Below are 24,576 nucleotides of genomic sequence, written 5' to 3'. Positions count from 1 at the left end.
ATCCAACCTACCGAACATGAACGGGTGTACTGAGGAGGAGCATCGGTTGCAAACTGTACAAAGAAAATGGATTCGCTTGAACACACCGGTTCCTGGTCCTAAAGCACAAGCATTGCTCGAGGCGCGACAGCACAATGTTCCTCGAGGTGTGTCCAATACGGTCCCGACTTTTGCGAAGAAAGGCAGCGGCGCACTGTTAACGGACGTAGATGATAACACGTTTATTGATTTCGCCGGAGCTATTGGTACATTAAACGCTGGACATTGTCCGCCAAACGTTGTGGAAGCGTTAAAAGCGCAGCTCGAGAACTACATTCATCCCGGTTTTAACGTCATGATGTACGAGCCGTACATTCGATTGGCGGAAAAGCTCAACCAGATTACACCGGGTACACACGAAAAGAAAACATTTTTCTTGAACAGCGGAGCGGAGGCGGTTGAAAACGCCGTCAAGATTGCCCGCAAATACACAAAGCGGAAAGCTATCATTTCTTTCGAGAGAGGGTTCCATGGACGGACTCTGTTAACGATGTCTCTGACCAGCAAGGTCAAGCCGTACAAATTCGAATTTGGCCCATTTGCGCCGGACACGTACAAGATGCGCTATCCGTATTACTACCGTGCCCCTCAGGGTTGGACCGAGGAACAAGTGGATCAATACGTTCTGCAGCAGCTCGAGGATTTCTTCCTTGCCGAAGTCCCGGCAGAAGAAGTTGCAGCCGTCATCATGGAGCCTGTGCAAGGCGAGGGCGGATTTATCGTCCCGTCGAAGGCGTTTGTGCAGGGTGTCAAGGCCATTTGCGAAAAACACGGAATTCTCTTCATTGCGGATGAAGTGCAGACAGGCTTCGGCCGTACTGGGAAGATGTTCGCGATGGAACACTACGGCGTCACCCCAGATTTGATGACCATGTCCAAATCGATTGCCGCTGGATTGCCCATCAGCGCAGTGACAGGCCGAGCTGAAATCATGGACGCGGCAGCACCGGGAGAAATCGGCGGCACATACGGCGGCAGCCCATTGGGTTGTGTTGCGGCACTAGAGGTCATTCGGATGATGGAAGAGGAGCGGCTGCCCGACAGAGCGAACGTCATTGGCGAAAAGATTCTGTCCCATTTCAGGAAGTTGCAAGAGACCTATCCCTGCATCGGTGACGTACGTGGACTTGGCGCGATGTGTGCCATTGAAATCGTGAAAGATCCCGAAACCAAAGAGCCGGACAAAGCGTTAACGAGTCGCATTGTTCAAGAGTGCTATCAACGAGGCGTCATCGTTCTCAGTGCGGGACTGTACGGAAACGTCATTCGCACGCTTTGTCCGCTTGTGATTACGGATGACCAGTTAGAAGAGGCGCTGGACGTCATGAATGAAGCGTTTGCAGCAGCTCTTGCTTGATGTTCTGTTCGCTCGTGAAGAAGTGACCGAAATGAGGTCTACCTGAAAGGGTAGGCCTGATTTAGTATGGGTAGCCAATGGTGTTACGCTTGGATGGATCAAACGCTAAAAGAAACATTTAACATTGACGCACGCCGTATTCTCGGAAATACTATCGATGTATAAGTGAATAATTAGGATAGAGGCGCAGCCTTTAAGAGTACTGTCACAGAGTGAAAGCGGCGATGAAGTGGCAGGAAAGGAAATGCTGCCGAAGCGTATCGTGGGCGCTTTACCACGGTACAGCTGGGGTTGCACAGAATATGTGTAACACTGCCACAAGGATTTTTGTGGAGAGCTATCATTCTTTGCTACGGCACACGCGTTGTAACGTGGGTCTTGCTAGCCTTGAGTGAAATGCTCAAGGCTTTTTTGCGCTCATCCTAAGGTTCTCACTTATCGGCGACATCAAACCGATAGGAGGCACTCGTAGAAGATGGAACAAAATTGTCAATCTTCGGAAATGGCCGACAGAAGTAGTGAACAATTGCACCGGGGTTTGAAATCTAGACATCTGTCCATGATTGCCATTGGTGGTGCCATCGGAACAGGTCTATTCGTGGCGAGTGGGTCTTCCATCAGTACAGCTGGACCCGGCGGTGCATTACTCGCTTACTTCGTAGTGGGCGTTATGGTGTATTTCGTGATGACCAGCCTGGGTGAAATGGCAAGCTTTCTTCCCGTATCAGGCTCATTCGAGACGTACGCGTCGAGATTTGTCGACCCTGCTTTAGGTTTCGCCTTAGGTTGGAACTATTGGTACAATTGGGCCATCACCATCCCTGCTGAGCTGTCAGCAGGCTCCTTGGTTATGAAGTATTGGTTTCCCCACAGCTCTTCCGTTCTGTGGAGCGCAATTTTCTTAGCCTTGTTGTTTTTGCTCAACGTTTTATCAGTAAAGGGATATGGAGAAGGCGAGTACTGGTTTGCCGGTATTAAAGTGGTAACCGTTTTGGTGTTCCTCGTCGTGGGTGTATTGATGATTTTTGGCATTTTCAATGGACACCCCATCGATTTTCATACGTTCACACTTGGAGGAACGCCTTTTCACGGTGGTGCGCTAGCCATCTTTAGTACCGTCTTGGTCGCTGGTTTTGCGTTTCAAGGCACTGAATTGGTTGGGCTTGCCGCAGGTGAGAGCGAAAATCCTGCACGAAATGTCCCGAAAGCCATTAACCAAGTATTTTGGCGCATCCTGATATTCTACGTCTTGACCATTTTCATCATTGGGATGTTGATTCCGTACACAGACCCAAATTTATTGAAGGCCAGCATTGACAACGTTGCCATCAGTCCGTTTACCCTTGTATTTCAGCGGGCTGGACTCGCACTGGCCGCGTCCGTCATGAATGCTGTCATTCTTACTGCTGTACTATCCGCCGGCAATTCAGCGCTCTATGCTTCGACCCGCATGTTGTGGGCCTTAGCAAAAAGCGGGAAGGCGCCGCGTCTATTTACGAAGGTCAATGGCCGTGGTGTTCCCATGAATGCTCTATTCGTAAACCTTCTTGTCGGGTTCGTTGCATTCCTGTCCTCCTTGTATGGAAACGGGGTTGTGTATACCTGGATGGTCAACGCATCTGGACTCAGTGGCTTTCTCGTCTGGTTGGGCATTGCCATCAGCCATTATCGCTTTAGAAAAGCGTACGTAGCACAGGGTAGGGACTTAAAACAATTGGCTTATCGAGCAAAGTGGTATCCGTTTGGTCCCATTTTCGCTTTCGTGTTATGTGCGACTGTCATCATTGGACAGGACTATAGTGGCTTCACCGGAGGATCGATTAACTGGGCAGGGGTCATCGCGACGTACATCGGAATCCCGTTGTTCATCATGCTGTGGTTAGGCTACAAGTTGGTCAAAAAGACAAAAATGGTTCCTTTGCAAGAATGTGATTTTGATAATCATCTGTAAGCCACTGACTACGACAAGACCCAGGATAAGGACTTCTGGAAGTTCGCGTTCTGTAGTGGAGGAAGTGCTATACCAACGGTGGGGGACTCTCTGTTCGCAGGGAGTCCCCTTTCAATAGGCAGACGTCTGTCAATGCAGAAGATTTCTCTGTACAACATCAACACAGAGTCCGTGTCGGACCATTCGGACGAGTTTTTTTATTCCTCATTCCTCATAGGCCCGACACGTTCTCACCACTTTTCTATTTGTACTTAGTCAACACAAACCACTATCATGTGCTCAACCTACATTCAGTATGACTTTCAACGCCTTCTCGGCAGATGCATTGGAGAATACGTCGTAGGCTTTTATCACATCGGACAAGTTAAAGTGATGCGTAATGAGCTTCTTGGGATCCAATTTTTGAGACATAACCGTCTTGAGTAACATAGGGGTCGAATAGGTATCGACTAAACCAGTTGTTAACGTAATGTTACGTGTCCATAATTTCTCCAAATGTAAATCCACGCTCTTTCCGTGAACACCGACATTGGCAATGTGCCCACCCGCAGCGACAATGTCTTGGCAAATTCCAAATGTTGCGGGTATTCCAACGGCTTCTATAGCCACGTCCACGCCTTTGCCGCCCGTTAATTCCATCACTTTCTCAGGAGCCTTACCATCAGCGCTGTTAACAGTTTGCGTACCGCCAAACTGCCGTGCCACCTCTAACCGATTGTCGTCCAAATCCACAACAATAATTTCGGAAGGAGAATAAAATTGTGCAGTTAACAGCGCAGCCAGACCAACAGGTCCAGCGCCTACGATGGCTACCGTACTGCCGGGCTGTACTTGTCCCTTTAACACCCCAACTTCGAAGCCCGTGGGTAGAATATCGCTGAGCATCACCAGCGCCTCTTCGTCTACTCCTGATGGCAATGGATACAAGCTGGTATCCGCATATGGAATCCGAACATACTCCGCTTGGGTTCCATCAATAAGGTGACCGAGGATCCATCCCCCGTCTTCACAATGAGAGTACATTCCCTTCTTACAGTAATCACATTTTCCACAGGAAGTGATGCAGGAAATCAAGACCCTGTCGCCAGGACGAAATTGTTGAACTCCGCTTCCAACCTCTTCAACAATACCGACACCTTCGTGTCCAAGAATGCGTCCCTCTTCGACCTCAGGGACATCCCCCTTCAGGATGTGGAGATCCGTTCCACAGATGGTTGTCTTGGTGATCTTCACGATGACGTCTGTCGGATGTTGGATCTGCGGTTTCGGCTTTTCGGTCAACACCTTCTTGCCAGGTCCTTGATAGGTAAGCGCTTTCATCATTGTCATCCTCCTTGTAGTCACGAACTCATAATACATTCGTTAACGTACGCTGTATTCCTCCTTACCTTGAACAATACCTGTGTGCTTGGACTACAAATTCGCGTTGCTCGTATGAATCAGTCATAAAGTCTTTTTCATTATGCGTAGGGCAGATGGCACAGGGATAATCAGTTCAGGGGATAAACTTCGTTCTGCAGCAAACTGTGGATATACGTGGCAATCTGACGTCGTAAGCCGGAAATAATAAAGGCGCAGTCATTGACCACGCCATACGGAAAGGTGTCACTTGCCAACATCCCTAAACCCATCTTATGTACACACTCGAGGTTGTGTGCTGGATTTACACCATAACCACGAACTTTTCACACCGACTATACAGATGCTTAACATTTGGCCTGTACATTCTTCCATGAGCTGAGTGCCATGGGTTGTCTTCATGGTCGCTGGCGTAGGCCAGTGATGATTCCCTCTCTCCTTTACCTTTTTTTCACGCTCACTTGTCTGAGCGTCTTTTTTTCGAGTATCCCTCATCGTGTGTTGAGATTTCAAATGTATAATCTAATGTAGATATCATGACTTTTTAGAGGAGAACTAACCTTTGCTGCGACAAACACGTTTATTGACGACGATGGTGGTTGGTGTTGCTATGACCGTATTGGTTCTGGACGGCTGCTCATCCGACCGTGCCGTCGTTGGACCTGCAGTACAAAATCAAAGTAGCAATACGCCAACCAGGGTCCCTCTCACGGAGCCCATGCCGAAACCGCAGACGAGTTACCCGAAGTTTTCCACAGCAGGTTTGGTTCCGGAAATTTATTCCGTTCCACAAGGGGACGTCGCGATAACGATTGACGATGGACCAAGTTCCTATACGGATCAAATCATTGAGGTTTTGAAGCGATTTGGTGTACATGCAACCTTTTTCTTTATCGGTGACCGACTGAAGATGTACCCGAATGCGGTTCGTGACGCTGTCAATGCCGGCGATGTGGTGGGGAACCATAGTGAAACCCACCCACTGATGACTGACCTGTCACTGGAACAGCAACAGCAACAAATTGAGACGACCGAGCAGCAGCTCAAGCAATACGGAGATCCCTCGCCCATGTTTTACCGACCACCGTATGGGGCCTTCAACAACGTCACGGAGCAAATCTTGTCGAAGGACCATCTCATCCTGGCTCTTTGGAATCGCGATCCGCGGGACTGGGCGACTTCGTCACCACAACAAGTGATTGATGCAGTCGTCAACGGCAACCCATCTGGGGGCATCTTCGATATGCACGACAACCGTGTGACCTTGGAGGCGTTACCTACCATCATTCAAACGCTTCAGCAGCGGGGATTGCATTTTGTTGTATTAGGGGAAGTACCGACCTATTCCTACGTTTCAATCTCTAGTGCAGGTTCCGGTTCGGGTTCGAGCTCCAGCACAGGGTTTGGTTCAGGTACGAGCTCTAGTGCAGGTTCTGCTTCAGGTTCGGGCTCTCGTTTACACGCGAGCGTGGGCTCACATGTGGTGACTTCGACCGGAGTACATACACACCACCAGCAGTACGTTTCATCGGGAGCGTTGTCTTACGAGGCGAAAGTCAGTACATCGCACAACACTTCGACTTGGTCAACAAGTAACACCACAACGGGTAAAGCGCCCGGAAATGGAAGCTCGTCTGGGAATGTTACGGGAAGTAGACAAGAGCATACAACGGGAGGTTCAAGTGAAAACGCGATAGGCCATTCCACCGGAAGTAAAACGGAGAATCGAATCGGGAATACCCCTGCAAATATCGGGAATACAACCGCATATAAAAGTGGAAACAACACGGTAACCCCCGGCGGAAATGTGATAGGGAACACCACGGAAGGTACACCAAAGTAATTTGACAAACACATTCACTCATCGCAAACGTCAAGAACCACAAGAAATGAACCGATGCAGTACGACTTATGACCAGTACTATGCTATCGCCGTGATGTAGAGGAAACAATATGCGTAACGTGTACAGTGGCCCTCACAATGACCCTCACGATGACATGAGTGGGGGTTTTTGTAATCACTGCTTCATGAAAATCAAACAAAACCTATACGAAATCTACGCATATTTTTTATTTCCAGAGGGTACAGTAGTTTCGGCTCCTCCATGGTGAAAGTGAGTCCAGTAACACTTTCCCCATCTCATTTTCCTCTATCGCGCTCACTACTGTGGGCGTCTTTTTTGTGTCAATCCCACACCGTGTAGGTGTTGTCGCCATCGACGATGTTGTGCGGATACGGCTGTTTTTGTCATTCCAGACTTTCCCGTATGGACAACGCCCATGCCGGACGCTGTAAGACCTTATTCATGATGTAATAGTCTGTTTGAAAATCCATACTTTGGAAAGTATTTGTACACGAAATCAGTCTAAGGAATGCTGTTAAATTTCTAGTTAAGTTAGAGTTAATATTTTGGTAAGTCAGGTAAAATGTGCCATGATTTCCGTGTTGCAACCGTACTCAGAGTTTAACATCCTCTTTGAAAAATCAATTATTTCGTAACAAAGCAGATGACTACAACGTCAAATAGAAGGGAGTTTCATGTACCGGGGTTAAAGGAATACCGGTATACCAATAAGGAGGAATTGGTCTTGAAAGTCAAAAAAGCTGTAGGCGCGGCTGCAAGCGCGGCCGCCATTCTAACTACCCTGTCTCCCGCATCTATTACTTTTGCTGGTACATCATATAGTATGCAGACGAAGTGCACTGAACTAAATGGTACGCCCTTGTCCAAGCCTTCAGGATTCGTGTATCAGAACACTACGTACATGCCGCTGTTCTACGTGCAACAGTTATTGAATGCTCTTAAGGTAAACAACACTTGGAACGGAAATACAAATACATGGAGCATCAGCACACCGTTTTCGTCACAGCCTACGATAACGATGACGACGACGAGAGGACCGATGGGAATCATAATCAACAACAAATGGTTTGCACATGTAAACAAAATCGTCACCGATGACCCATCATCTCACAAAGCCACGACGTTCATCCCCATCTGGTACATTATGAAAGCCTTGCAGGCCATCGGATTGCAAAGTTCGTGGAATGGAACTACGTGGAACGTAGAGGCGAATTATACGGACTATACCAAGGACACCGCAACCAAACCTGGATCGGTGCTCGGGTCCTTTACAAACTTATCCGATGCGAAGGCGGGACTACTTCAGTATCCGGGCGGAAAGGTGATGGATTATTCAAAAGTAACGGGGACACCAGTTTGGACTGAACCGTCATTTGTGAATGTCGACTTGCGCTTTGACGCACCTTCCAATGTCAATGCGGCTTCGATTGATAAGTATTTGTCCTATCACAATTCCATCATGGCGGGACTCGGATCCGTGTTCATGAAAGCTCAGTCCACCTATCATGTGGATGCAAACTATCTAGTCTCTCATGCCATGGAGGAGACAGGCAGCGGTGGAAACGTCAATCCTATCGCGCTGAGCAAAAACAATCTCTATGGATACGGCGCCTATGACGATAATGTGTCGGCGTATGCGGGCACGTTTCCAAGCGAGGCATACGCAATCCTGTTTCAAGCATGGGAAGTTCGGAACAATTACCTCAACCCGGGCTCATCACACTATGTGAAACCGACTTTGGATGGCATGAAAGCAGCCAACTATGCTTCTGATCCAGATTGGGAGTACCACGTAAACGACCTAATGAATCAGTTCGCGATTTACTTAGGGGACAACGTGACAAGTTATCAGCAGTACAACGCGTCCAATCAACCACCGGCTCCAACGGACGTTGACAGCCCGCCCGTTTACTATATAAACGGCGTGACAGGAACGGTAACGCCCGATGCTTACTATCAATCGACTGTACCCGTCTATGCAAATGCTGGTTTGGGGCATCAGCACATGTTCGCACGTGTGCTGCATCAAGGTGATCAAGGGGATGACGTAGAGACGCTTCAGGCAGCACTCAACCAACAACTGGGGACGCAGTTGGACACGGACGGTATTTTTGGTCCACAAACGGCGCAAGCAGTGGCCGACTATCAGACGAACCATGGATTGTCTGGAACGCCTGGTGTGGTGGACTTCAACACGTGGAACAGCCTCAACCTTTCCCAACCCGAAACGACAGTCAGTGCCGGACAACCCGTACAAATTGACGAAATCGTTCAGGGTATGGTCGGTAACCAAGTGACGGAGTGGTACCACATTCCGAGTGTGAATGGCTGGATCAACTCAATGGATGTAACGCTCAACAACGTGTACAAGATCACGGTGCCCAATCCGTCGTCTGCGAAGTATGTGTCTGTACCTGTTATGGCAGAAAATGGAAAACAAATCGCCATTTTGCATGCCGGAGACTATGTGGTGTCAACGGGGCAAACGGTTGGCGGCAAAACCCAGATTCAGTTTAATGACCTTTTGAGCGGAACTCCGGAGTCCGGGTACATCCTCTCAACCAATGCAACGTTGTCCAAGGTCACGCATTAAGAAAACTTGGACGGAACGAAATGCTTTCAATACGATAGGGCCGTCCCACGAGTTATCGTAAGATGTGCTGAGGGGCTGCCCCATCGTGTTCAAAAATGAAATTGAGTCCACGTGAACAACGTCAATCCATGCACTGACGACCTTTTGAGTCGAGTCGTTTCTTTAATTCTTCAATCTGTTGGATGTGTCGCTCTTCGTGAAACAGAGCCGCTGTAATCCACTGCCTTGTACTCATCTGTCCAAAAACGGGGTGGGATATTGGTGGAGATGTCTTATCAAGAAGTGCAATGTTTTTAATGCTGTCGAGAGCACCAAGGAACTTCTCTCGACTGGTATCTAAAATTTCTTTGAGCTGTGCCATTGTCTTCGGGTCTGCGGAAGGACGTAGACGGTCTGGGGCGTTTACTTTTTTAGAACGATCCAATAGTAGTTGTTTGAGCGGTATATCTCTCGGTACAAAGTTTGGTTCCTGTGCAAGACCAAGTGTAATCGTCTGCGCTGCGCCACCCTCAACGGTGGCAATGTGCTGTACGACTTGTGCGATACTCCAAGTAAAATCGTCCGGTTTCCAGTTGAGTTGATGGTCAGTGAGTCCGTCGAGCATGGACAGTAGACGCGACCGCGTAGCGTTACACTGTTCTCGAATCGCTGCCAACATGATTTGACCTGCTTTCTATAAAAATTTCGGAACCGTTCCAGTATGGTATCACAGTTTTTATAGCACATAAAGTAAGCGAAGATACGGTAGGCCTATACTTCGACATATATGCAAAGTTTTCGTAAAATTACGTCTGTTGAACGCGCCTAAGCGGAGGTGTTTAGATGAAAAACGATTGGAACGCACAACTGTACGACAGTAAGCTTCGATTTGTATCAGAGTTCGGGAAAGACGTTGTTGCATTGTTACATCCAAAAACGGGAGAGAAAATTCTAGATTTAGGTTGCGGAACAGGGGATCTAAGTTTTGAAATATCAAAATCGGGTGCCTCAGTCGTTGGAATGGATCTATCTCATTCGATGATTCAAGAGGCACTTGCAAAGTATCCTAACCTGCAATTTAAGGTGGAGAATGGAGAAGAATTCCGTACTGAGGAAAAATTTGATGCCGTATTTTCGAATGCTGCATTGCACTGGATGAAGCGTGCTGCAAATGTTATCGAGTCTGTTTGGATTGCACTGAAGCCTGGTGGGCGGTTTGTTGCTGAATTTGGGGGAAAGGGAAACGTTGAGTTGGTGATCAAAGGATTAGAAAACGCCTTACATGCGTTTGGAATATCTGCAGCAGAGAGAAACCCTTGGTTTTATCCGAGTGTTGGAGAGTATGCCTCTTTGCTTGAGAAGCAAGGCTTTCGAGTCACTTATGCACTCCATTTTGACCGTCCAACACCGCTGGAGGATGGAGAACGGGGCTTGGACCATTGGATACATGCCTTCGCAGGACACTTCTTGCATGGTCTCAATGATACCGAAAGACTTCATGTGATACACATGGTCAAGGAAGCCACACGTTCCCAACTCTATAGGGATGGTCAGTGGTTTGTTGACTATAAACGTCTACGAATTGTTGCTGTAAAAAATTGAACGGCATATATGTAGTCTGTTCCGTATCTAGTTATCTGTGATGGAGGTAACCCATGACTTTCATAAAACAACCATTTGATGAGTTCTTAGGTTTCCAATATGAAAGAATGAGTCCCACCAATATCCGTGTTCGTTTGCCCCTAAAGCCCTTGTACTTTAACAGCGTTGGTGTTGTACATGGCGGCGTGATCTCGTCGCTTGTTGACGTCGCTATGTCAAATCTAGTAGAAGCCGAGCACAACGGTGTGCAAACAGCCGTAACCGTTGACTTGCACATGACATTCCTTCAGGGGGCAAAAGGGGAAGTGCTTCTTGCAGACGCATACATCGTAAAGCAAGCCAGAACGCTCATGTATGCCGATTGTGTGGTATACGACGACAAAGACGAAGTTGTGGCGAAGGGAACGGGAACCTTTTTCATGAGGCATGTATAGAGCTCGGTCACGAAATTCCGTATCTCACTAGAGGATGACTTAATCAAGGAACCCTTATTGCAACGGGGCTTATGCGATAATGCCATGGGCACCCGTTGTCGTACTAAGGGGTAGAAATGTGCAATACAATATCAAGTCACCGTGTTAAATGTCGAACCATCAGAGGTAAATCAGTCGACCTGAAAGCGACGGTGAAAATCATGTTCCACGATAGTCTGATTCCAGAGTTTGTGCAATGGAAAGACACAAATGGTGATGACTTTTCATGGTGGGACTACGTAAATTTGCGGGCGGACCTACAGACAGCATTAGGGTTTGCAAAATTCTTTTATCCAGATGTTTTGGAAGTGGAAGGGTATTTCCTCCTCAAGGATAAATACAAGCCGGAGATTTTTGAGGAATGGAAAGCGGACCGCAAGCATGGCAAACAGAGTGTCGAGAAGATGATGAACCTTTATGAGGTCAATGATTTTTTTCACATCAATCATCGAGATGACGAGACAGATGAACAAGTTCACGGTCTTGGGGAAGCTTTAAAACTCTTTTGGACGCTGAGCTTTAGACATAGGTTTCCTGGGAGAAAAATCGTGGTCAGTGTGTTTGAAGAAGATGATGGCTGTCTTTTCATTACGGTTTACGAAGAAACGTGAAAAGAGGGGCAATCCGCCCCGTTTCCGACTGCATGTTTCCTCAGGGCACCGACCAATTCAGCCCCTCAAACTGGGGCTGAACGAGTCGGCCAGGTCTGTTGACATCAAAGTGATTTCATTTTTCCCCCAAATTGACCTTCAAAAACGATTTCGCTCAGTGGGCGTCGTGTGGATGGAACTTCTCTTGCTCGTAACGCTTCAGGCAAGTCTTGTGGGTCTCCATAATAACCAAGACTAATGACTATCTGTGGTTCATATTCTGCCGGCAGCTGCAAAACTTCTCGTGCTTTTTCCCTATCGAAACCACCCATTGCATGGGTGTAGATCCCTAACTGTGTCGCTTGAAGCGCGAGATATCCCCATGCAGCGCCTGCGTCAAATGCATGTTTATGATTTGGTTCACCGTTTGAATTCACTGTATGAGATACCAAGACTGCCAGGACAGGCGCTTTTTTGCACCAAGTCACGTTGCCTTCAAAGATGAACGACAAGAACTTGCTGCGGTCTTCCTCTGATTTTGCGACAATGAACCTCCACGGCTGCAAATTATACGAAGACGGTGCCCAACGGGCGGCTTCAAATATACGAAATAACGTTTCGTCGTCGATGGGTTGTTCACTGTATGCTCGTGGTGACCAACGGTTCAGGAAAATCGGTTCAATTTCATATGTAGGTGTTCGATGCTCCGCGACTTTGGTGGTCAATTCATCGGTCTTGCGAACAGTCATGGTGTACCTCCTGTTAGTTATGGTTGTACGATACCCTGCTCCAATTAGTATATACCGATCGTCGCTTTCATAAAGATTGTGTGTCCATGCTGGGAACAAAGCTCTATTCAGAAATCGAAATATTCATTCTCTATGATACATTGATACATGTAGGCCACTCGCGAAGGAGGAAGAGCGAGCGGCTCTCTTATCAGAGGTGACCTTTATGTCAGCCAAACAAGTGGTGTTGCAAAACCATCCAGATGACAACGTCGCTGTAGCTCTGGTGCCCCTGGTGAAAGGGGAAGCCTTCGATGTTGCGGGCAAGACCATCACCGTGCTTGAGGACATCCCACGTGGGCACAAAGTGGCACTGGCAGAGATTTTGAAAGGCCAAAACGTGATGAAATACGGGTATCCGTTTGGGCATGCCACGTCGCAGATTGCAACCGGGGCGTGGGTACATACGCACAATGTGGCTACGAATCTATCCGGAAAGCACGAATACGAATTCCACCCGGTGGCGCCTGCTATGCCCACTGTGTTCACCGACGTATCGGGCCCGCTCGCCACGCATTTTGACGGGTAGATACGTGAGGATGGTTCGGTGGGCATCCGGAATGAGATCTGGGTCCTCAATACCGTCGGTTGCGTGAACAAGACGGCGGAGATGTTGGCGAAGATGGCCAACGACCGGTTTGCTGGCGACGGGATTGACGGTGTCTATCATTTTCCCCATCCCTACAGATGCTCTCAATTAGGGGATGATCTCAAATATACACAAAAGGCGCTCGCAGGCCTTGTCAAACATCCGAATGCGGCCGGCGTCCTCGTGATTGGACTGGGATGTGAAAACAATCGCGTAGACGAGTTTGCCAAGGTGTTGGGGCCTGTCTCTGACAAACACGTCAAGTTTCTCTCCTTGCAGTCCGTGACGGACGAAATGGAAGTCGGCATGCAACTACTGTCGCATCTCGTGGATTACGCGCGGACCTTTCAGCGCACGCAAGTTCCGGTTTCCAAGCTCAAGGTGGGTCTCAAGTGCGGAGGATCCGATGCGTTTTCAGGCATGACTGCCAATCCGCTTGTGGGCGCTGTCTCCGACTTGTTGGTTGAGCAGGGAGCGACAACGCTGCTGACAGAAGTTCCGGAGATGTTCGGCGCAGAGACCATCCTCATGAACCGCGCAGTGAACGAAGGCGTGTTTCAGGATATTGTGTCTCTCATCAATGGTTTCAAGGATTACTATGTCCGTCATGGGCAGGTGATCTACGAAAATCCGTCTCCGGGAAACAAAGACGGCGGCATCACGACGCTCGAGGAAAAGTCCCTGGGCTGTATTCAAAAGGGGGGATTCAGCCCTGTCGCGGGCGTGCTCGAGTACGGTCAACAGGTGGACCAGCCGGGGCTTCACCTCGTCCAGGCGCCAGGGAACGACATGGTCTCAGTCACCGCTTTAGCGATGGCGGGGGCACACCTGGTCCTGTTCACCACGGGGCGTGGAACGCCGATGGGAGGCGCCGTGCCCACGGTGAAAATCTCCACAAACACGCAACTGTACGAGAAAAAACCGAACTGGATTGACGTGAACGCGGGAGGTTTGTTGGAGGGCAGTGATATCCAAGAGCTGGCTCGAGACCTCTATCAGCGTGTCATAGACGTCGCGTCCGGCCGCGTGATGACGCGGAATGAAAGAAACGGGTTTCGGGAGATAGCCATCTGGAAAGACGGAGTGACGTTGTGAGCCCTGAAGTATGGCTGAAGTCGTAGACTACTACATATTCACTGAAAAGTGTAATAGATTGAGATTGTGACTGAAAATGCATCGCAAATCAACAACGTCACGTGGACGGAGGGATGTTTCATGTTGTTGCGCGCGGTGGAACAACCAGGATACCAGGAAATTGTCGGAGCGGACAACGCAGCGGGGTTGAAATGGCTTCGATTTGGATTGTTACGGCTGAATCCCGGGGAGTCCTTCACGGGGGAGACGGAGACCCACGAAGTCGTCTTGGTCCTGCTGGAAGGCGCTTGTGACATTGAAGCGGGGGAAGCGTCGTTTTCCGGACTGACCCGGGAAAACGTCTTTCAGGAAAAAGCCACCGCGGTGTATGTGCCCATTGCAACGACGTACACCGTGAAGAACACCGGCGCGAAGCCGCTGGAAGTGGCCGTCTGCAAAACGCCGGCAGACACAAAGTACAGTCCGTTCATCGTGCGGCCAGAGGAAGTTTGGGACAGACCCGTTGGACGCGACAACTTCCTCCGCCACGTGCACGACATCGTGGTGAACAACGCAGAAGGGAAAGTGCAACGTATCATTGTCGGCGAGACGTTCAACCTGCCGGGTAACTGGTCCAGCTATCCACCGCATAAGCACGACGACTACAAACCGGGCGTGGAAGCCTGCATGGAAGAGGTCTACCACTACCGTTTGAACCCGAGTCACGGGTTCGGTCTGCAGTCCCTGTACACCGCCGACGGATCCACTGACGAGGTGTACAGAGTGCAAGACAAGGATACGTTCATGATTCCGTACGGGTACCATCCCGTCTGTGCAGGGGCCGGCTACGAGTTGTACTACTTGTGGGTGATGGCGGGGGATGTGGATCGCGTGATGATTCCCAATGACGATCCACAGCACACCTGGGTCCGCCAATAACCCAACGGACAGGCCGCACCGCACATCCGAGACATCCGGAAGGAACCGGATGAAAAGTCCGATTACCACCGGGCCTGACACACAAATGTGAAAGTGAGGGGTCCCATGCTGTTATCTAGAGCGTTTATCCGACATGGTGAGGACATCCAAGACCCTCTTGACAATGCCTCCTTCCCGGAGCGCGTCCTGCAAATCGGGGAGGGAAACTTCCTGCGCGGCTTCGCGGATTGGCTGATCCATCAATTAAATCAACACGGGCTGTTTCAGGGGAGCATCGTGGTGGTTGCGCCGCGGCCGAGTGGAGGTCACAACATCGACCGCCTGAATCGACAGGATGGACTGTACACCGTCTGGCTGCGCGGGCTGCACGACGGTCAGCGCGTGGACCGGAAGGACATGGTCACGTCCGTACGGCGCGGCATCAACCCGTACACGCACTGGAACGAGTTCCTCGCGTGTGCGGAAAACCGAAATATCGATATCATCCTTTCCAACACGACGGAGTCTGGCCTGGTGTACGTACCCGAGCCATATGAGCGTGGACGCCCTATCACCTCGAACCCAGGGAAACTGACCGCGTATCTGTACCATCGGTATCGGCACTTTGGTGGGGATCCATCGGCGGGAGTCACGGTCATTCCTTGCGAATTGGTGGATGACAACGGAATTCTGCTCCGCAAGTTGGTGGAGCGGTATGCGGCGGACTGGAGACTGCCGGATGGATTTGTCGATTGGATACGTACGGCCAACCGCTTTTGCAATACCTTGGTAGACCGGATTGTTACCGGATTTCCAGAATCCGAAAATAAGTCGGAAGTGTTTGCCAACTTGGGGTACGAAGACCACTTGCTCACCGTTGCAGAGCCGTTTCACCTGTGGGTGATTCAAGGGGACGGCGCCTTGTCTGCGGTGTGGCCGTTTGAGCAGCTTGGGTTGAATGTGAAGTACGCGGACCCCAAGCCGTACCGGTTGCGCAAAGTGCGGATCCTCAATGGTGCGCACACGGCCATGTCGGCCATCGCCCACTTTGCCGGGATTCCCACGGTTCGGGAAGTGGTGGAAGACCCAGACTTGGGCGCGTTCATTCGCGACCTGATATTCCAGGAGATCCTTCCGACGTTGGAATCGAAGGCGCTCGACAGACAGAGTTTGAACGCGTTTGCTGACTCGGTCCTGGAGCGGTTTGCCAATCCGTACGTGCGCCACGAGATTCAATCTCTCATGCTGAACGGATTGTCCAAAATCCGAGTCCGTTTGCTCCCCACGCTGACCGAATACGTGCGCCGCAGAGGGAAACTGCCGGAGCGCTTGACCTTCGCCATCGCGGCTTTGCTCCTGTATTTCCGAAATGCGGACCAGCCGGAGCACCGCTGGGAGATCCCGGACAACCAGGAACACGTTCAGTTGCTGCAGGAGATCTGGTCCCGTGAATCCGCGCGAGGGTTGTCGGCGACCGTCGAGCGCTTGCTCGCCGTGACCGAGATTTGGGGCCAGGACTTGAACACCATCCCTCAGTTTGCAGAGCGCGTGACGCGCGACATAGCGTCCCTACGTAGCGAAGGCGTCAGGCCGTGTATCGCGAAGACCGTGCACCGGTAACGGTGAACCCGAAGAGGGGGACTGAAGATTGAGCAAAATCACCCATGGAACCAAAGTATTGACCTTCGGTGAACCCCTGATTGCGTGGGTACCCAGTGCACCGGGGGTAATTTCGGCGTCGCACCAGTTTCGGCCGTACGCCGCGGGGGCGGAGCTCAACACGGCCATCGGGCTCGCTCGATTGGGCATCCCGGTGGCGTACGCGTGCGGCGTTGGACAGGACCCATTTGGTACGCTCATCCGTAAGGCGGTGCAAGCCGAGGGGGTGGACGCGCAATACGTGGAAGAAGTGACACCCGGTAGCACGGGGGTCTTGTTTAAACAGTGGACGGGACTGCAGGCGTCCACGTCCGTTTTCTACTATCGATCCACCTCTCCCATGGCCATCGGGAGTTGGGAACCTGAGGCCTTGTACAAAGACTTGACGCCGAACACATTTGCGTGGGTACATAGCACCGGCATCACGTGGGCGATTGGCGAGCAGAGTCGACGTCACGCGACCGCGATTCTGAAGTCCAGTCACGAAGTGGGCATCCCTACCTCTTTTGATGTGAACGTCCGGAGAAAACTGGCCTATCTCGACACCTGGCACAGCATCGTAGCCGAAGTCCTTCCGTATCTCACCTGGTTTCTTCTCGGGGACGAGGAGGCGAGCTTGCTCTTTCACACGGAGTCTGCCACGGTGTTGGAAACGGCCATTCGCAACCTTGGCTTTACCGGGGAAGGCGTCCTTCTCAAGCGCGGGATACAAGGCGCAGAACTATCCTGCCGAGGCGAAGTGACCCGTGTGCCCGCCAAAGCGGTGACAAACGTCGTGGACACGGTGGGCGCTGGCGATGGGTTTAATGCCGGGTGGATAGCGGGCATGTTGCGTGGTTGGTCCATCGAAGATGCGTTTCGCCTGGGTGCTGTGGTGGGCGCGTTTGCCGTGACGAGCGTGGGAGATCACGACGGGTATCCAACCTGGGCCGAAGCGCTACAGGAACTGGATGGAAGGGAGAATGTATTGCGATGAACCACATGGTTTTACAGGCGCGCGTCAAACAGGCTGGCGCCATTGCCATCCTGAGAAGACAGCCTATCCACTCGGTATTGTCCGTCGTGGACGCCCTGATGGCAGGCGGCATCACGGCGATTGAAGTGACGTTCGACTCAGAAGGCGCGCAGGAACTGATACAATCCCTGAGAAGGACGTTTGGACAGGACCTTTTCATCGGCGCCGGTACTTTGATGACCCCCGCCCAAGTCCGTCAAGCGGTGGAGGCGGGGGCAGATGTATTGCTGAGTCCACATTTGGATGTGACACTGGTTGAAACGGCCGCATCGTTGGGGGCGGTCATGATTCCGGGGATTGTGACGCCCACAGAAATTGTGCAGGCCACCCGAGCTGGTGCGGACACCCTCAAATTGTTCCCAGCCGGCCCGCTTGGCCCTGCGTACCTGAAGGACCTCTTGGGCCCATTTCATGGTACCTCTTTTATTCCGACCGGGGGCATCACCGTGGACAACGCGGCAGACTTCCTCCGCGCCGGTGCCATCGGCGTGGGCATGGGCAGCGCATTGGTTCCGAAGCACGAAGTGGAGGCGGGAGACTGGTCTTCCATCACCCGGCGGGCTTCTGAACTGATGCGGCGGATACGCGAAGTTCAGTCAGGTGTACAGCAAGAAACCGCAGAGAAGAGGCGATAAGGTATGGCGAAGATACGCGTTGGCTTGATTGGATACGGATTGTCCGGTGCGACGTTTCACGCACCCCTGTTGCAGTCCTTGGACGACTTTGAGATACGCGCTGTGGTCACGAGTCGTCGGGACCGGGTGGAAGCCACCCTCCCCGGTGCCCGGGTGTTTACGTCTCCGGAAGAGTTATGTCGTGACGCGGAAGTCGACTTGGTAGTTGTGGCCTATCCGCATGCGGAACACTACCGGATTGCCAAACTGGCGCTGACGCACGGAAAACACGTGGTTGTCGAAAAACCGTTCACCCTTCAGGTCGCAGAAGCGGATGAACTGATTCAGCTCGCGGAAAGCCAAAATCTGATTCTCAGCGTATTCCACAACCGCCGATGGGACGGAGACTTTCTCACGGTTAAGGAACTCGTGGAGAACGGTACGCTCGGAACCATTTCCACTTATGAAGCGCATTTTGACCGCTATCGGCCGGAGGTGCGGCCTCGCTGGCAAGAAGAAAACGGGGTAGGGGCAGGGACGTTGTACAACCTGGGCCCGCATTTGATTGACCAAGCGCTCGTACTGTTCGGTTTACCGGAGACGGTGTACGCGGACGTCCTGTCTCAGCGGCACCCCAGGATAGCAACGGACTACTTCCACATCGTCATGGGGTATGGACGGATGCGCGTCGTTCTCCACTCCGGTTCCCTCGTTGCCAATCCCGGTCCGCGCTTTGCTGTCCACGGAGACAAGGGGAGCTTTTTGAAGTACGGGATGGACCCCCAGGAGGATCAACTGAAAGCCGGAATCCGTCCGGGGCACCCGCAGTGGGGCCAGGATGACGAGCGCTATTACGGCCATCTGACCGTCGCGGACGAGTCCGGGCTGGTCACCAAGAAGCGATCCACACGTCCCGGTTGCTACGAAGTCTACTATTCGAAACTGGCCCGTGCCCTGTGCGGGGAAGGACCAGTTCCCGTCACCGCAACAGAGGCGAGACATGTCATTCAAGTGATAGAGTACGCCCTCGAAAGCAGTCAAGAGGGCCGCGTTATCTCCTGTCAGTGGCCCTGATGGCCATGAGCGGCAAAGAGGAGGTGGGGTAGGCATGAAGCTCACATTTCGCTGGTACGGACCGGAGGATCCGGTCACACTGCAGCACATTCGACAAATTCCCGGTATGAAAGGGATTGTCACCGCACTGCACGACGTTCCCGTCGGCGAGGTATGGCCCTACGAGGCGATTCTCGCACGGAAGCAAGAAGTGGAGTCACACGGGCTCGAGCTGTCCGTCATTGAAAGCGTCCCTGTGAACGAGGATATCAAGCTCGGCCGCCCCACCCGGGACAGGTACATCGCGAACTATATTGAAACGTTGCGCAACCTGGCCAAGGCGGACGTTCGGGTGGTCTGCTACAATTTTATGCCGGTCTTTGACTGGACCCGCTCCGACCTCTCGTTCCGCCTACCGGACGGCTCCACCACCCTGGCCTTTGATCAGGCGCAGGTGGAGCAGATGAACCCCGTCCGGGGTTCGCTGCGTCTACCAGGCTGGGACACCAGTTATCCGGACGGTGAGTTGCACCGATTGCTGCGCGCCTACGAAGACGTCTCCGAGGACAAACTGTGGGACCACCTCACGTATTTCGTACAGGCCGTGATGCCAGAGGCGGATCGTCTGCAGGTGAAAATGGCGATTCACCCGGACGATCCCCCCTGGTCCATCTTCGGCCTACCGAGAATCATGACCAACCAAGAGAACCTCGAGAGACTGACGAAGATGTACGATAGCCCAAGTAACGGGCTCTGTATTTGCAGTGGATCGCTCGGGGCAGACCCGGCCAACAACGTGGTGGAGATCTTGCGTTACTTCGGAGAGCGGGAACGGGTCAACTTTGTGCACGCCAGGAACATCAAGATTACGGGCGAAAAGGCGTTTGTAGAATCTGGCCACCTATCCGAAGACGGCTCCATCGACATGTGCGCGTACATTCGCGCGCTCAGCGACATCGACTACCAGGGGCCCATTCGGCCGGACCACGGACGCATGATCTGGGGAGAGCGCGGAAGGCCGGGCTATGGATTGTACGACAGGGCGCTCGGCGCGGCGTACCTCAACGGCCTGTGGGAAGCTGTCCGCAAGGCACGATATTCTTGATATATCGATTGGCCAGGTATGGGTCGCTCTGAGCCTCAACAGTCCATCCAAAACTCTGGCGATATGTTGCAGCGGTGTTACGCTTTCTTGACGATCTCGTCCCAAATGAGCAATTTATCCTTTGTGGTTATTCATACGGCGCTTTGATTGCCCGTGGCATAGCTCATTTTCGTAGAAATCAAGTCCGTGGTTTGTTGCTCTGTGCATTAGTGCAAGAAGGCTACGTAAAAAAGGTTATGAGACCCGCCAATCTTATTGAACTAAGAATAAGAGTTCAATAGCATCTCATTGAGTATAATTCGTATATTCAGTTGTTCTGAAAGTGAGGAAATGTGCTGTGAAACGTGTGAGATCTGTCTGTCCCCTCGATTGTCCGGACACCTGCAGCCTCTTTGTTGATGTTAAGGACGGGAAAATCGTGCGGGTCACAGGTCATCCCGACCACCCTGTTACAAAAGGTGTGATCTGCCACAAAGTTCGCAGGTTTCCAGAGCGGGTATATCATAAAGACCGCCTTCTCTATCCTCTGCGACGAACGGGACCAAAAGGTTCTTTGCAGTTTGAACGCATATCTTGGAGCGAGGCATACGACGAAATTAAACGCCAATTCCAATCTGCGATTGAAACGTATGGTGCGGAATCGATTCTTCCCTATAGTTTTTACGGAAATATGGGGGTTTTAAACGCGGAAGGAATGGACCGGCGATTCTTTCACCGCCTCGGGGCAAGCCGGCTCGAGCGAACAATTTGCAACGCAGCTGGAGCTGCAGGATTTACCTATACAATGGGCGCCAACGCCGGAACGGATCCAGAAGATACAATCTACTCAAAACTCATTCTCATCTGGGGCTGTAACGTTGTGAGCACTAACATGCACCAAATGCTGCTAGCGAACGAAGCTCGCAAGCGCGGTGCCAAAATTGTTGTTATTGACGTCCACAACAACCGCTCTGCCAAGTGGGCAGATTGGTTTATTCAAATCCGCCCTGGAACCGATGCAGCATTAGCGCTGGGCATCATGCACATTCTCATCCGTGATCATCTTGTTCAAGAAGACTTTTTAAAGCAGCACACCGTAGGCTACGACGAGCTGAAACGTCATGCGTCCGAATACACTCCAGAGAAGGTTTCGGCAATTACCGGTGTATCTGTGGAAGATCTCCGTTCCCTTGCGCATTTGTACGGAACAACGACACCTTCGTTTATTCGAATTGGCAACGGTATCCAGCATCATGACAATGGCGGCATGATTGTACGCGCGATTGCGTGCCTGCCGGCTCTCACCGGACAATGGGGAATTCGTGGAGGAGGGGCAGTAAAAGGGAACAGCTATTATGCCACTTTGAATACACGAGGGATTCAGAGGCCGGATTTGCTGCCCAAACCCTTGCCACGTTCCATCAACATGAACCGGCTGGGAGACGTCCTACTTGAAACAGCACGTCCAGTCAAGGTTCTTTTTGTCTATAACTCAAACCCAGCGCAGGTTGCGCCTGACCAAAACAAAGTACGGCAGGGGCTATTGAGAGAGGATCTGTTTACCGTTGTTCACGACCTCTTTCTTACGGACACCTGTAAATACGCCGATCTCGTATTACCTGCAACCAGTCACTTTGAAAATCTTGATTTATACAAATCCTACTGGCACTTGTATCTCCAGCTGCATGAACCGGTGATACCACCTCTTGGAGAGTGTAAATCGAATTTTACGCTGTTTAAAGAACTGGCAAAGGTGATGGGCTTTACCGATTCTTGCTTTAACGATACGGAAGAAGAAATGATTGAGACTGCCCTTCAAAATGAGCACAATCCATATTTGCGCGGCATCTCGCTCCAGTCCTTACGCGAGAAGGGATGGGTGAAGCTGGGGGGACATTCAGAGACAGAACTTCGCGAGGCAGGATCACCGACTCCGACCGGGAAAAAGATCGCCTTGTACTCGGAGAGCATGAAGCGTGCAGGGCTTTCTCCGCTCCCCACACATGTGGAGCTGTCTGAAGACACGTCCTACCCACTGTATTTTATAACACCACCTAATCATCACTTTTTGAACTCGACGGGAGCCAACGTTCCTGCGTTAATGGCGGCAGAGCGACGTCCTGTCCTCCAGATTCACCCAGTCGATGCTTTGGAGCGCAGAATAGAGCATGGACAGCTCGTTAAAATTTTTAACGACCGGGGATCAATCGTTCTCCGAGCTGACATAACTCCGGATGTACAGCCTGGTCTTGTCATTTCACAGGGGCTGTGGTGGGATGACGACGTACTTGGTTACCAGTCTGTAAATGTACTCACTTCACAGAGAATCGCCGATATGGGAGGCGGTGCAACATTCTTTTCCACTCGGGTTGAAGTTACAAGTCTCACATAATTCCGTAATCGTCAGTCCGCCAAGCGATGAATATCGTTTGTTGGCGGGCTTTTTCTTTTTTGCTATGGAATGTTATAGGCTGTTCTTCTTGAATTAAAGGGGGCGAATGCCCTATAAGCCCAGATGTAGCGTACATTTAATTATGCGATAATTTTGTATAATTAACGTCCTCGTGTTCCGTCGTTGTTACGCTCTCGGGCAGGAATTCCGGCATTGTTCCATTGGGATTAATGAACTGAACTGTTTTGGGGGTAACACATCATGCGTAAATTGTCATCAGAGCACTTCTCAATGGCACGTAATTTTATATTGATGAAAGCTCGACCCTTAGACAAAGCTATGCTTCGATTCGAATTTGAACAAGGGTCTGCAGCCGATGTAGTGAAAGAATTGGAGACCTTTCAGAATGACGATGGTGGCTTTGGACATGCCCTGGAACCCGATTTTCGCCTGCCCGATTCGTCAGCAATAGCAACCACCATTGCTTTGCAGTATATATCTCGTTTACGGCTACCAGAGATACCTGTTATGGTTGTCCAGGCACTCCAATATCTCCACCAAACATTCGACCCAGAACATCAACTTTGGGAGTCCGTACCGGAAAGCGTTACGCAGTTTCCACGTGCCATGTGGTGGGAGTATCCGGGCCCGGAGAAGGCGGAACAGTATTGGGCAAATCCGAGTGCAGAAATCATTGGTTATCTGTATGAATTTCCGGGTGTGATTCAAAATGGTTTGCGGGATACGCTGACCCGTAAAGCGTTCGAAAAGTTGGACAATCGCTCCGAGCCATTGGAAATGCATGATTTGCTATGCTATCTTCGCCTAGCCGAACGCCTGCCAGAGGATCGGAAAACGGAACTATACACCCGGCTTGATCCGCACGTGCGCACGGTGGTTACTACCGCTCCGGAGCAGTGGCGCACCTACGGACTTCAACCGACCCAGGTCGCCCCTTCGCCCAAAGCGTATTATTATCCTGTTCTCAAAACAGCAATAGACGAGAACCTCGACTTCCTGATCGAGACTCAAAGTGACGATGGTGCTTGGAACCCTACATGGCAGTGGGGAAGATATGAGGAAGAATGGCAGCAGGCCAAGGAGGAGTGGAAGGGTGTTCTAACCCTCGATAACCTTCGGATCTTGCGTGCATACCACCGGATCGAGACTTAACTCGTAATTAGGTCGTCAGCTGTAATAAGGAACATAGTCATAATGAACGACACCGGCCCCATTTCGCACGTCGTGGATTACACTGAATCTATCGAAAACAGTGCAGAGCCACATACGAAGGGGCCGATACTATGAAGAGTATCACAAAGTTCGTTGGTTTGGATGTGTCCAAGGAGAAAATCGCAGTTGCAGTCGCGGACGAAGGCCGGGGTGAGCCCAGGTTCATTGGGATGTTTCCTCATACAGTAGAGGCCGTAAGAAACCTCGTACGTCAACTCGACGGCGAGGGAGTAAAACTGGAGTTCTGCTACGAGGCTGGACCCACGGGCTATGGCCTGTATCGATTGCTCCATGCAATGGACGTCTCTTGTACTGTTGTGGCTCCTTCACTCATTCCCAAAAGACAGGG

At 51.1% G+C, this 24,576-nt stretch carries 18 protein-coding genes, 2 pseudogenes and 1 riboswitch; of the genes and pseudogenes, 17 read left to right on the top strand and 3 right to left on the bottom strand.

Annotation, left to right across the window (positions count from 1 at the left end):
* Nucleotides 1-46: 46 nt before the first annotated feature.
* Both gabT and YWK_RS0102320 read left to right on the top strand, forming a co-directional pair.
* A complete protein-coding gene (gene gabT / locus YWK_RS0102325; RefSeq protein ID WP_026963524.1) occupies nt 47-1,396 on the top strand; it encodes a 4-aminobutyrate--2-oxoglutarate transaminase in 1,350 nt (449 codons plus the stop codon).
* Between the two features lie 171 nt (nt 1,397-1,567).
* Nucleotides 1,568-1,744: riboswitch (Lysine riboswitch) on the top strand.
* Nucleotides 1,745-1,871: 127 nt separating this feature from the next.
* Nucleotides 1,872-3,347: an amino acid permease gene (locus YWK_RS0102320; protein WP_415782771.1), complete on the top strand. Its 1,476-nt coding sequence runs from the start codon at nt 1,872-1,874 to the stop codon at nt 3,345-3,347.
* 279 nt (nt 3,348-3,626) lie between these two features.
* On the opposite strand, the gene YWK_RS0102315 is transcribed toward YWK_RS0102320, so the two are convergent.
* Nucleotides 3,627-4,667, bottom strand: coding sequence for a zinc-dependent alcohol dehydrogenase family protein (locus tag YWK_RS0102315; protein WP_026963522.1), 1,041 nt, complete (start codon nt 4,665-4,667; stop codon nt 3,627-3,629).
* A gap of 601 nt (nt 4,668-5,268) precedes the next feature.
* Here YWK_RS0102315 and YWK_RS20720 point away from each other — a divergent pair.
* Together YWK_RS20720 and YWK_RS17915 are read left to right on the top strand one after the other, a co-directional pair.
* Nucleotides 5,269-6,549, top strand: coding sequence for a polysaccharide deacetylase family protein (locus tag YWK_RS20720; protein ID WP_051374961.1), 1,281 nt, complete (start codon nt 5,269-5,271; stop codon nt 6,547-6,549).
* A 1,061-nt stretch (nt 6,550-7,610) separates the two neighbouring features.
* Nucleotides 7,611-9,164, top strand: a complete 1,554-nt coding sequence (locus YWK_RS17915) for a peptidoglycan-binding protein (RefSeq protein WP_169727121.1) — start codon at nt 7,611-7,613, stop codon at nt 9,162-9,164.
* A 121-nt stretch (nt 9,165-9,285) separates the two neighbouring features.
* On the opposite strand, the gene YWK_RS0102295 is transcribed toward YWK_RS17915, so the two are convergent.
* Complete coding sequence (locus YWK_RS0102295; protein ID WP_026963521.1) at nt 9,286-9,822, bottom strand: DinB family protein; 537 nt, start codon at nt 9,820-9,822, stop codon at nt 9,286-9,288.
* 164 nt (nt 9,823-9,986) lie between these two features.
* Between YWK_RS0102295 and YWK_RS0102290 the strand changes: the two genes are divergently transcribed.
* The 3 genes from YWK_RS0102290 to YWK_RS0102280 all read left to right on the top strand — a co-directional run bounded on the left by YWK_RS0102290 (nt 9,987) and on the right by YWK_RS0102280 (nt 11,829).
* Entirely contained in the window at nt 9,987-10,745 is a 759-nt protein-coding gene (locus YWK_RS0102290; protein ID WP_026963520.1) for a class I SAM-dependent methyltransferase, read from the top strand.
* Between the two features lie 53 nt (nt 10,746-10,798).
* Nucleotides 10,799-11,179, top strand: a complete 381-nt coding sequence (locus YWK_RS17910; RefSeq protein ID WP_035465833.1) for a PaaI family thioesterase — start codon at nt 10,799-10,801, stop codon at nt 11,177-11,179.
* A gap of 200 nt (nt 11,180-11,379) precedes the next feature.
* Nucleotides 11,380-11,829 carry a hypothetical protein gene (locus tag YWK_RS0102280; protein WP_026963519.1) on the top strand — a complete coding sequence of 150 codons (450 nt, stop codon included), beginning with the start codon at nt 11,380-11,382 and terminating at the stop codon, nt 11,827-11,829.
* Nucleotides 11,830-11,933: 104 nt separating this feature from the next.
* Here the strand turns inward: YWK_RS0102280 and YWK_RS0102275 are convergent, their stop codons facing one another.
* Entirely contained in the window at nt 11,934-12,557 is a 624-nt protein-coding gene (locus tag YWK_RS0102275; RefSeq protein ID WP_051374958.1) for a nitroreductase family protein, read from the bottom strand.
* Between the two features lie 205 nt (nt 12,558-12,762).
* Here YWK_RS0102275 and YWK_RS17905 point away from each other — a divergent pair.
* The 10 genes and pseudogenes from YWK_RS17905 to YWK_RS17890 all read left to right on the top strand — a co-directional run.
* Nucleotides 12,763-14,280: pseudogene (locus YWK_RS17905) on the top strand (UxaA family hydrolase).
* 120 nt (nt 14,281-14,400) lie between these two features.
* Nucleotides 14,401-15,198, top strand: a complete 798-nt coding sequence (gene iolB / locus YWK_RS0102265; RefSeq protein WP_026963517.1) for a 5-deoxy-glucuronate isomerase — start codon at nt 14,401-14,403, stop codon at nt 15,196-15,198.
* A gap of 105 nt (nt 15,199-15,303) precedes the next feature.
* Complete coding sequence (locus tag YWK_RS17900; protein WP_035465832.1) at nt 15,304-16,797, top strand: tagaturonate reductase; 1,494 nt, start codon at nt 15,304-15,306, stop codon at nt 16,795-16,797.
* Nucleotides 16,798-16,825: 28 nt separating this feature from the next.
* Nucleotides 16,826-17,812, top strand: coding sequence for a sugar kinase (locus YWK_RS0102255; protein WP_026963516.1), 987 nt, complete (start codon nt 16,826-16,828; stop codon nt 17,810-17,812).
* Complete coding sequence (locus YWK_RS17895; protein WP_051374956.1) at nt 17,809-18,486, top strand: bifunctional 4-hydroxy-2-oxoglutarate aldolase/2-dehydro-3-deoxy-phosphogluconate aldolase; 678 nt, start codon at nt 17,809-17,811, stop codon at nt 18,484-18,486. The genes YWK_RS0102255 and YWK_RS17895 overlap by 4 nt, the downstream gene beginning before the upstream one ends.
* Nucleotides 18,487-18,489: 3 nt before the next feature.
* Entirely contained in the window at nt 18,490-19,539 is a 1,050-nt protein-coding gene (locus YWK_RS0102245; RefSeq protein WP_026963515.1) for an oxidoreductase, read from the top strand.
* 34 nt (nt 19,540-19,573) lie between these two features.
* Nucleotides 19,574-20,623, top strand: a complete 1,050-nt coding sequence (gene uxuA / locus YWK_RS0102240) for a mannonate dehydratase (protein ID WP_026963514.1) — start codon at nt 19,574-19,576, stop codon at nt 20,621-20,623.
* Nucleotides 20,624-20,960: 337 nt separating this feature from the next.
* On the top strand, nt 20,961-22,994 hold the full coding sequence (locus YWK_RS0102235) for a molybdopterin oxidoreductase family protein (RefSeq protein WP_245578482.1): 2,034 nt from the start codon (nt 20,961-20,963) through the stop codon (nt 22,992-22,994).
* A gap of 261 nt (nt 22,995-23,255) precedes the next feature.
* A complete protein-coding gene (locus YWK_RS0102230) occupies nt 23,256-24,167 on the top strand; it encodes a hypothetical protein (RefSeq protein ID WP_026963512.1) in 912 nt (303 codons plus the stop codon).
* Between the two features lie 131 nt (nt 24,168-24,298).
* Nucleotides 24,299-24,576, top strand: a pseudogene (locus YWK_RS17890) (IS110 family RNA-guided transposase); the annotation flags it as partial.

The organism is Alicyclobacillus pomorum DSM 14955 (assembly GCF_000472905.1).
GTDB classification, from domain to species: Bacteria; Bacillota; Bacilli; order Alicyclobacillales; family Alicyclobacillaceae; genus Alicyclobacillus_A; species Alicyclobacillus_A pomorum.
This window is presented reverse-complemented; position numbering and strand designations above follow the sequence as displayed.

Excerpts from the sequence above, each read along its gene's own strand:
- YWK_RS0102320 (WP_415782771.1), top strand. The coding sequence starts at position 1,872 with ATGGAACAAAATTGTCAATCTTCGGAAATGGCCGACAGAAGTAGTGAA.
- YWK_RS0102315 (WP_026963522.1), bottom strand. The coding sequence starts at position 4,667 with ATGAAAGCGCTTACCTATCAAGGACCTGGCAAGAAGGTGTTGACCGAA.
- YWK_RS17915 (WP_169727121.1), top strand. The coding sequence starts at position 7,611 with ATGGGAATCATAATCAACAACAAATGGTTTGCACATGTAAACAAAATC.
- YWK_RS0102295 (WP_026963521.1), bottom strand. The coding sequence starts at position 9,822 with ATGTTGGCAGCGATTCGAGAACAGTGTAACGCTACGCGGTCGCGTCTA.
- YWK_RS0102290 (WP_026963520.1), top strand. The coding sequence starts at position 9,987 with ATGAAAAACGATTGGAACGCACAACTGTACGACAGTAAGCTTCGATTT.
- YWK_RS17910 (WP_035465833.1), top strand. The coding sequence starts at position 10,799 with ATGACTTTCATAAAACAACCATTTGATGAGTTCTTAGGTTTCCAATAT.
- YWK_RS0102280 (WP_026963519.1), top strand. The coding sequence starts at position 11,380 with ATGTTCCACGATAGTCTGATTCCAGAGTTTGTGCAATGGAAAGACACA.
- YWK_RS0102275 (WP_051374958.1), bottom strand. The coding sequence starts at position 12,557 with ATGACTGTTCGCAAGACCGATGAATTGACCACCAAAGTCGCGGAGCAT.
- iolB (WP_026963517.1), top strand. The coding sequence starts at position 14,401 with ATGTTGTTGCGCGCGGTGGAACAACCAGGATACCAGGAAATTGTCGGA.
- YWK_RS17900 (WP_035465832.1), top strand. The coding sequence starts at position 15,304 with ATGCTGTTATCTAGAGCGTTTATCCGACATGGTGAGGACATCCAAGAC.
- YWK_RS17895 (WP_051374956.1), top strand. The coding sequence starts at position 17,809 with ATGAACCACATGGTTTTACAGGCGCGCGTCAAACAGGCTGGCGCCATT.
- YWK_RS0102245 (WP_026963515.1), top strand. The coding sequence starts at position 18,490 with ATGGCGAAGATACGCGTTGGCTTGATTGGATACGGATTGTCCGGTGCG.
- uxuA (WP_026963514.1), top strand. The coding sequence starts at position 19,574 with ATGAAGCTCACATTTCGCTGGTACGGACCGGAGGATCCGGTCACACTG.
- YWK_RS0102230 (WP_026963512.1), top strand. The coding sequence starts at position 23,256 with ATGCGTAAATTGTCATCAGAGCACTTCTCAATGGCACGTAATTTTATA.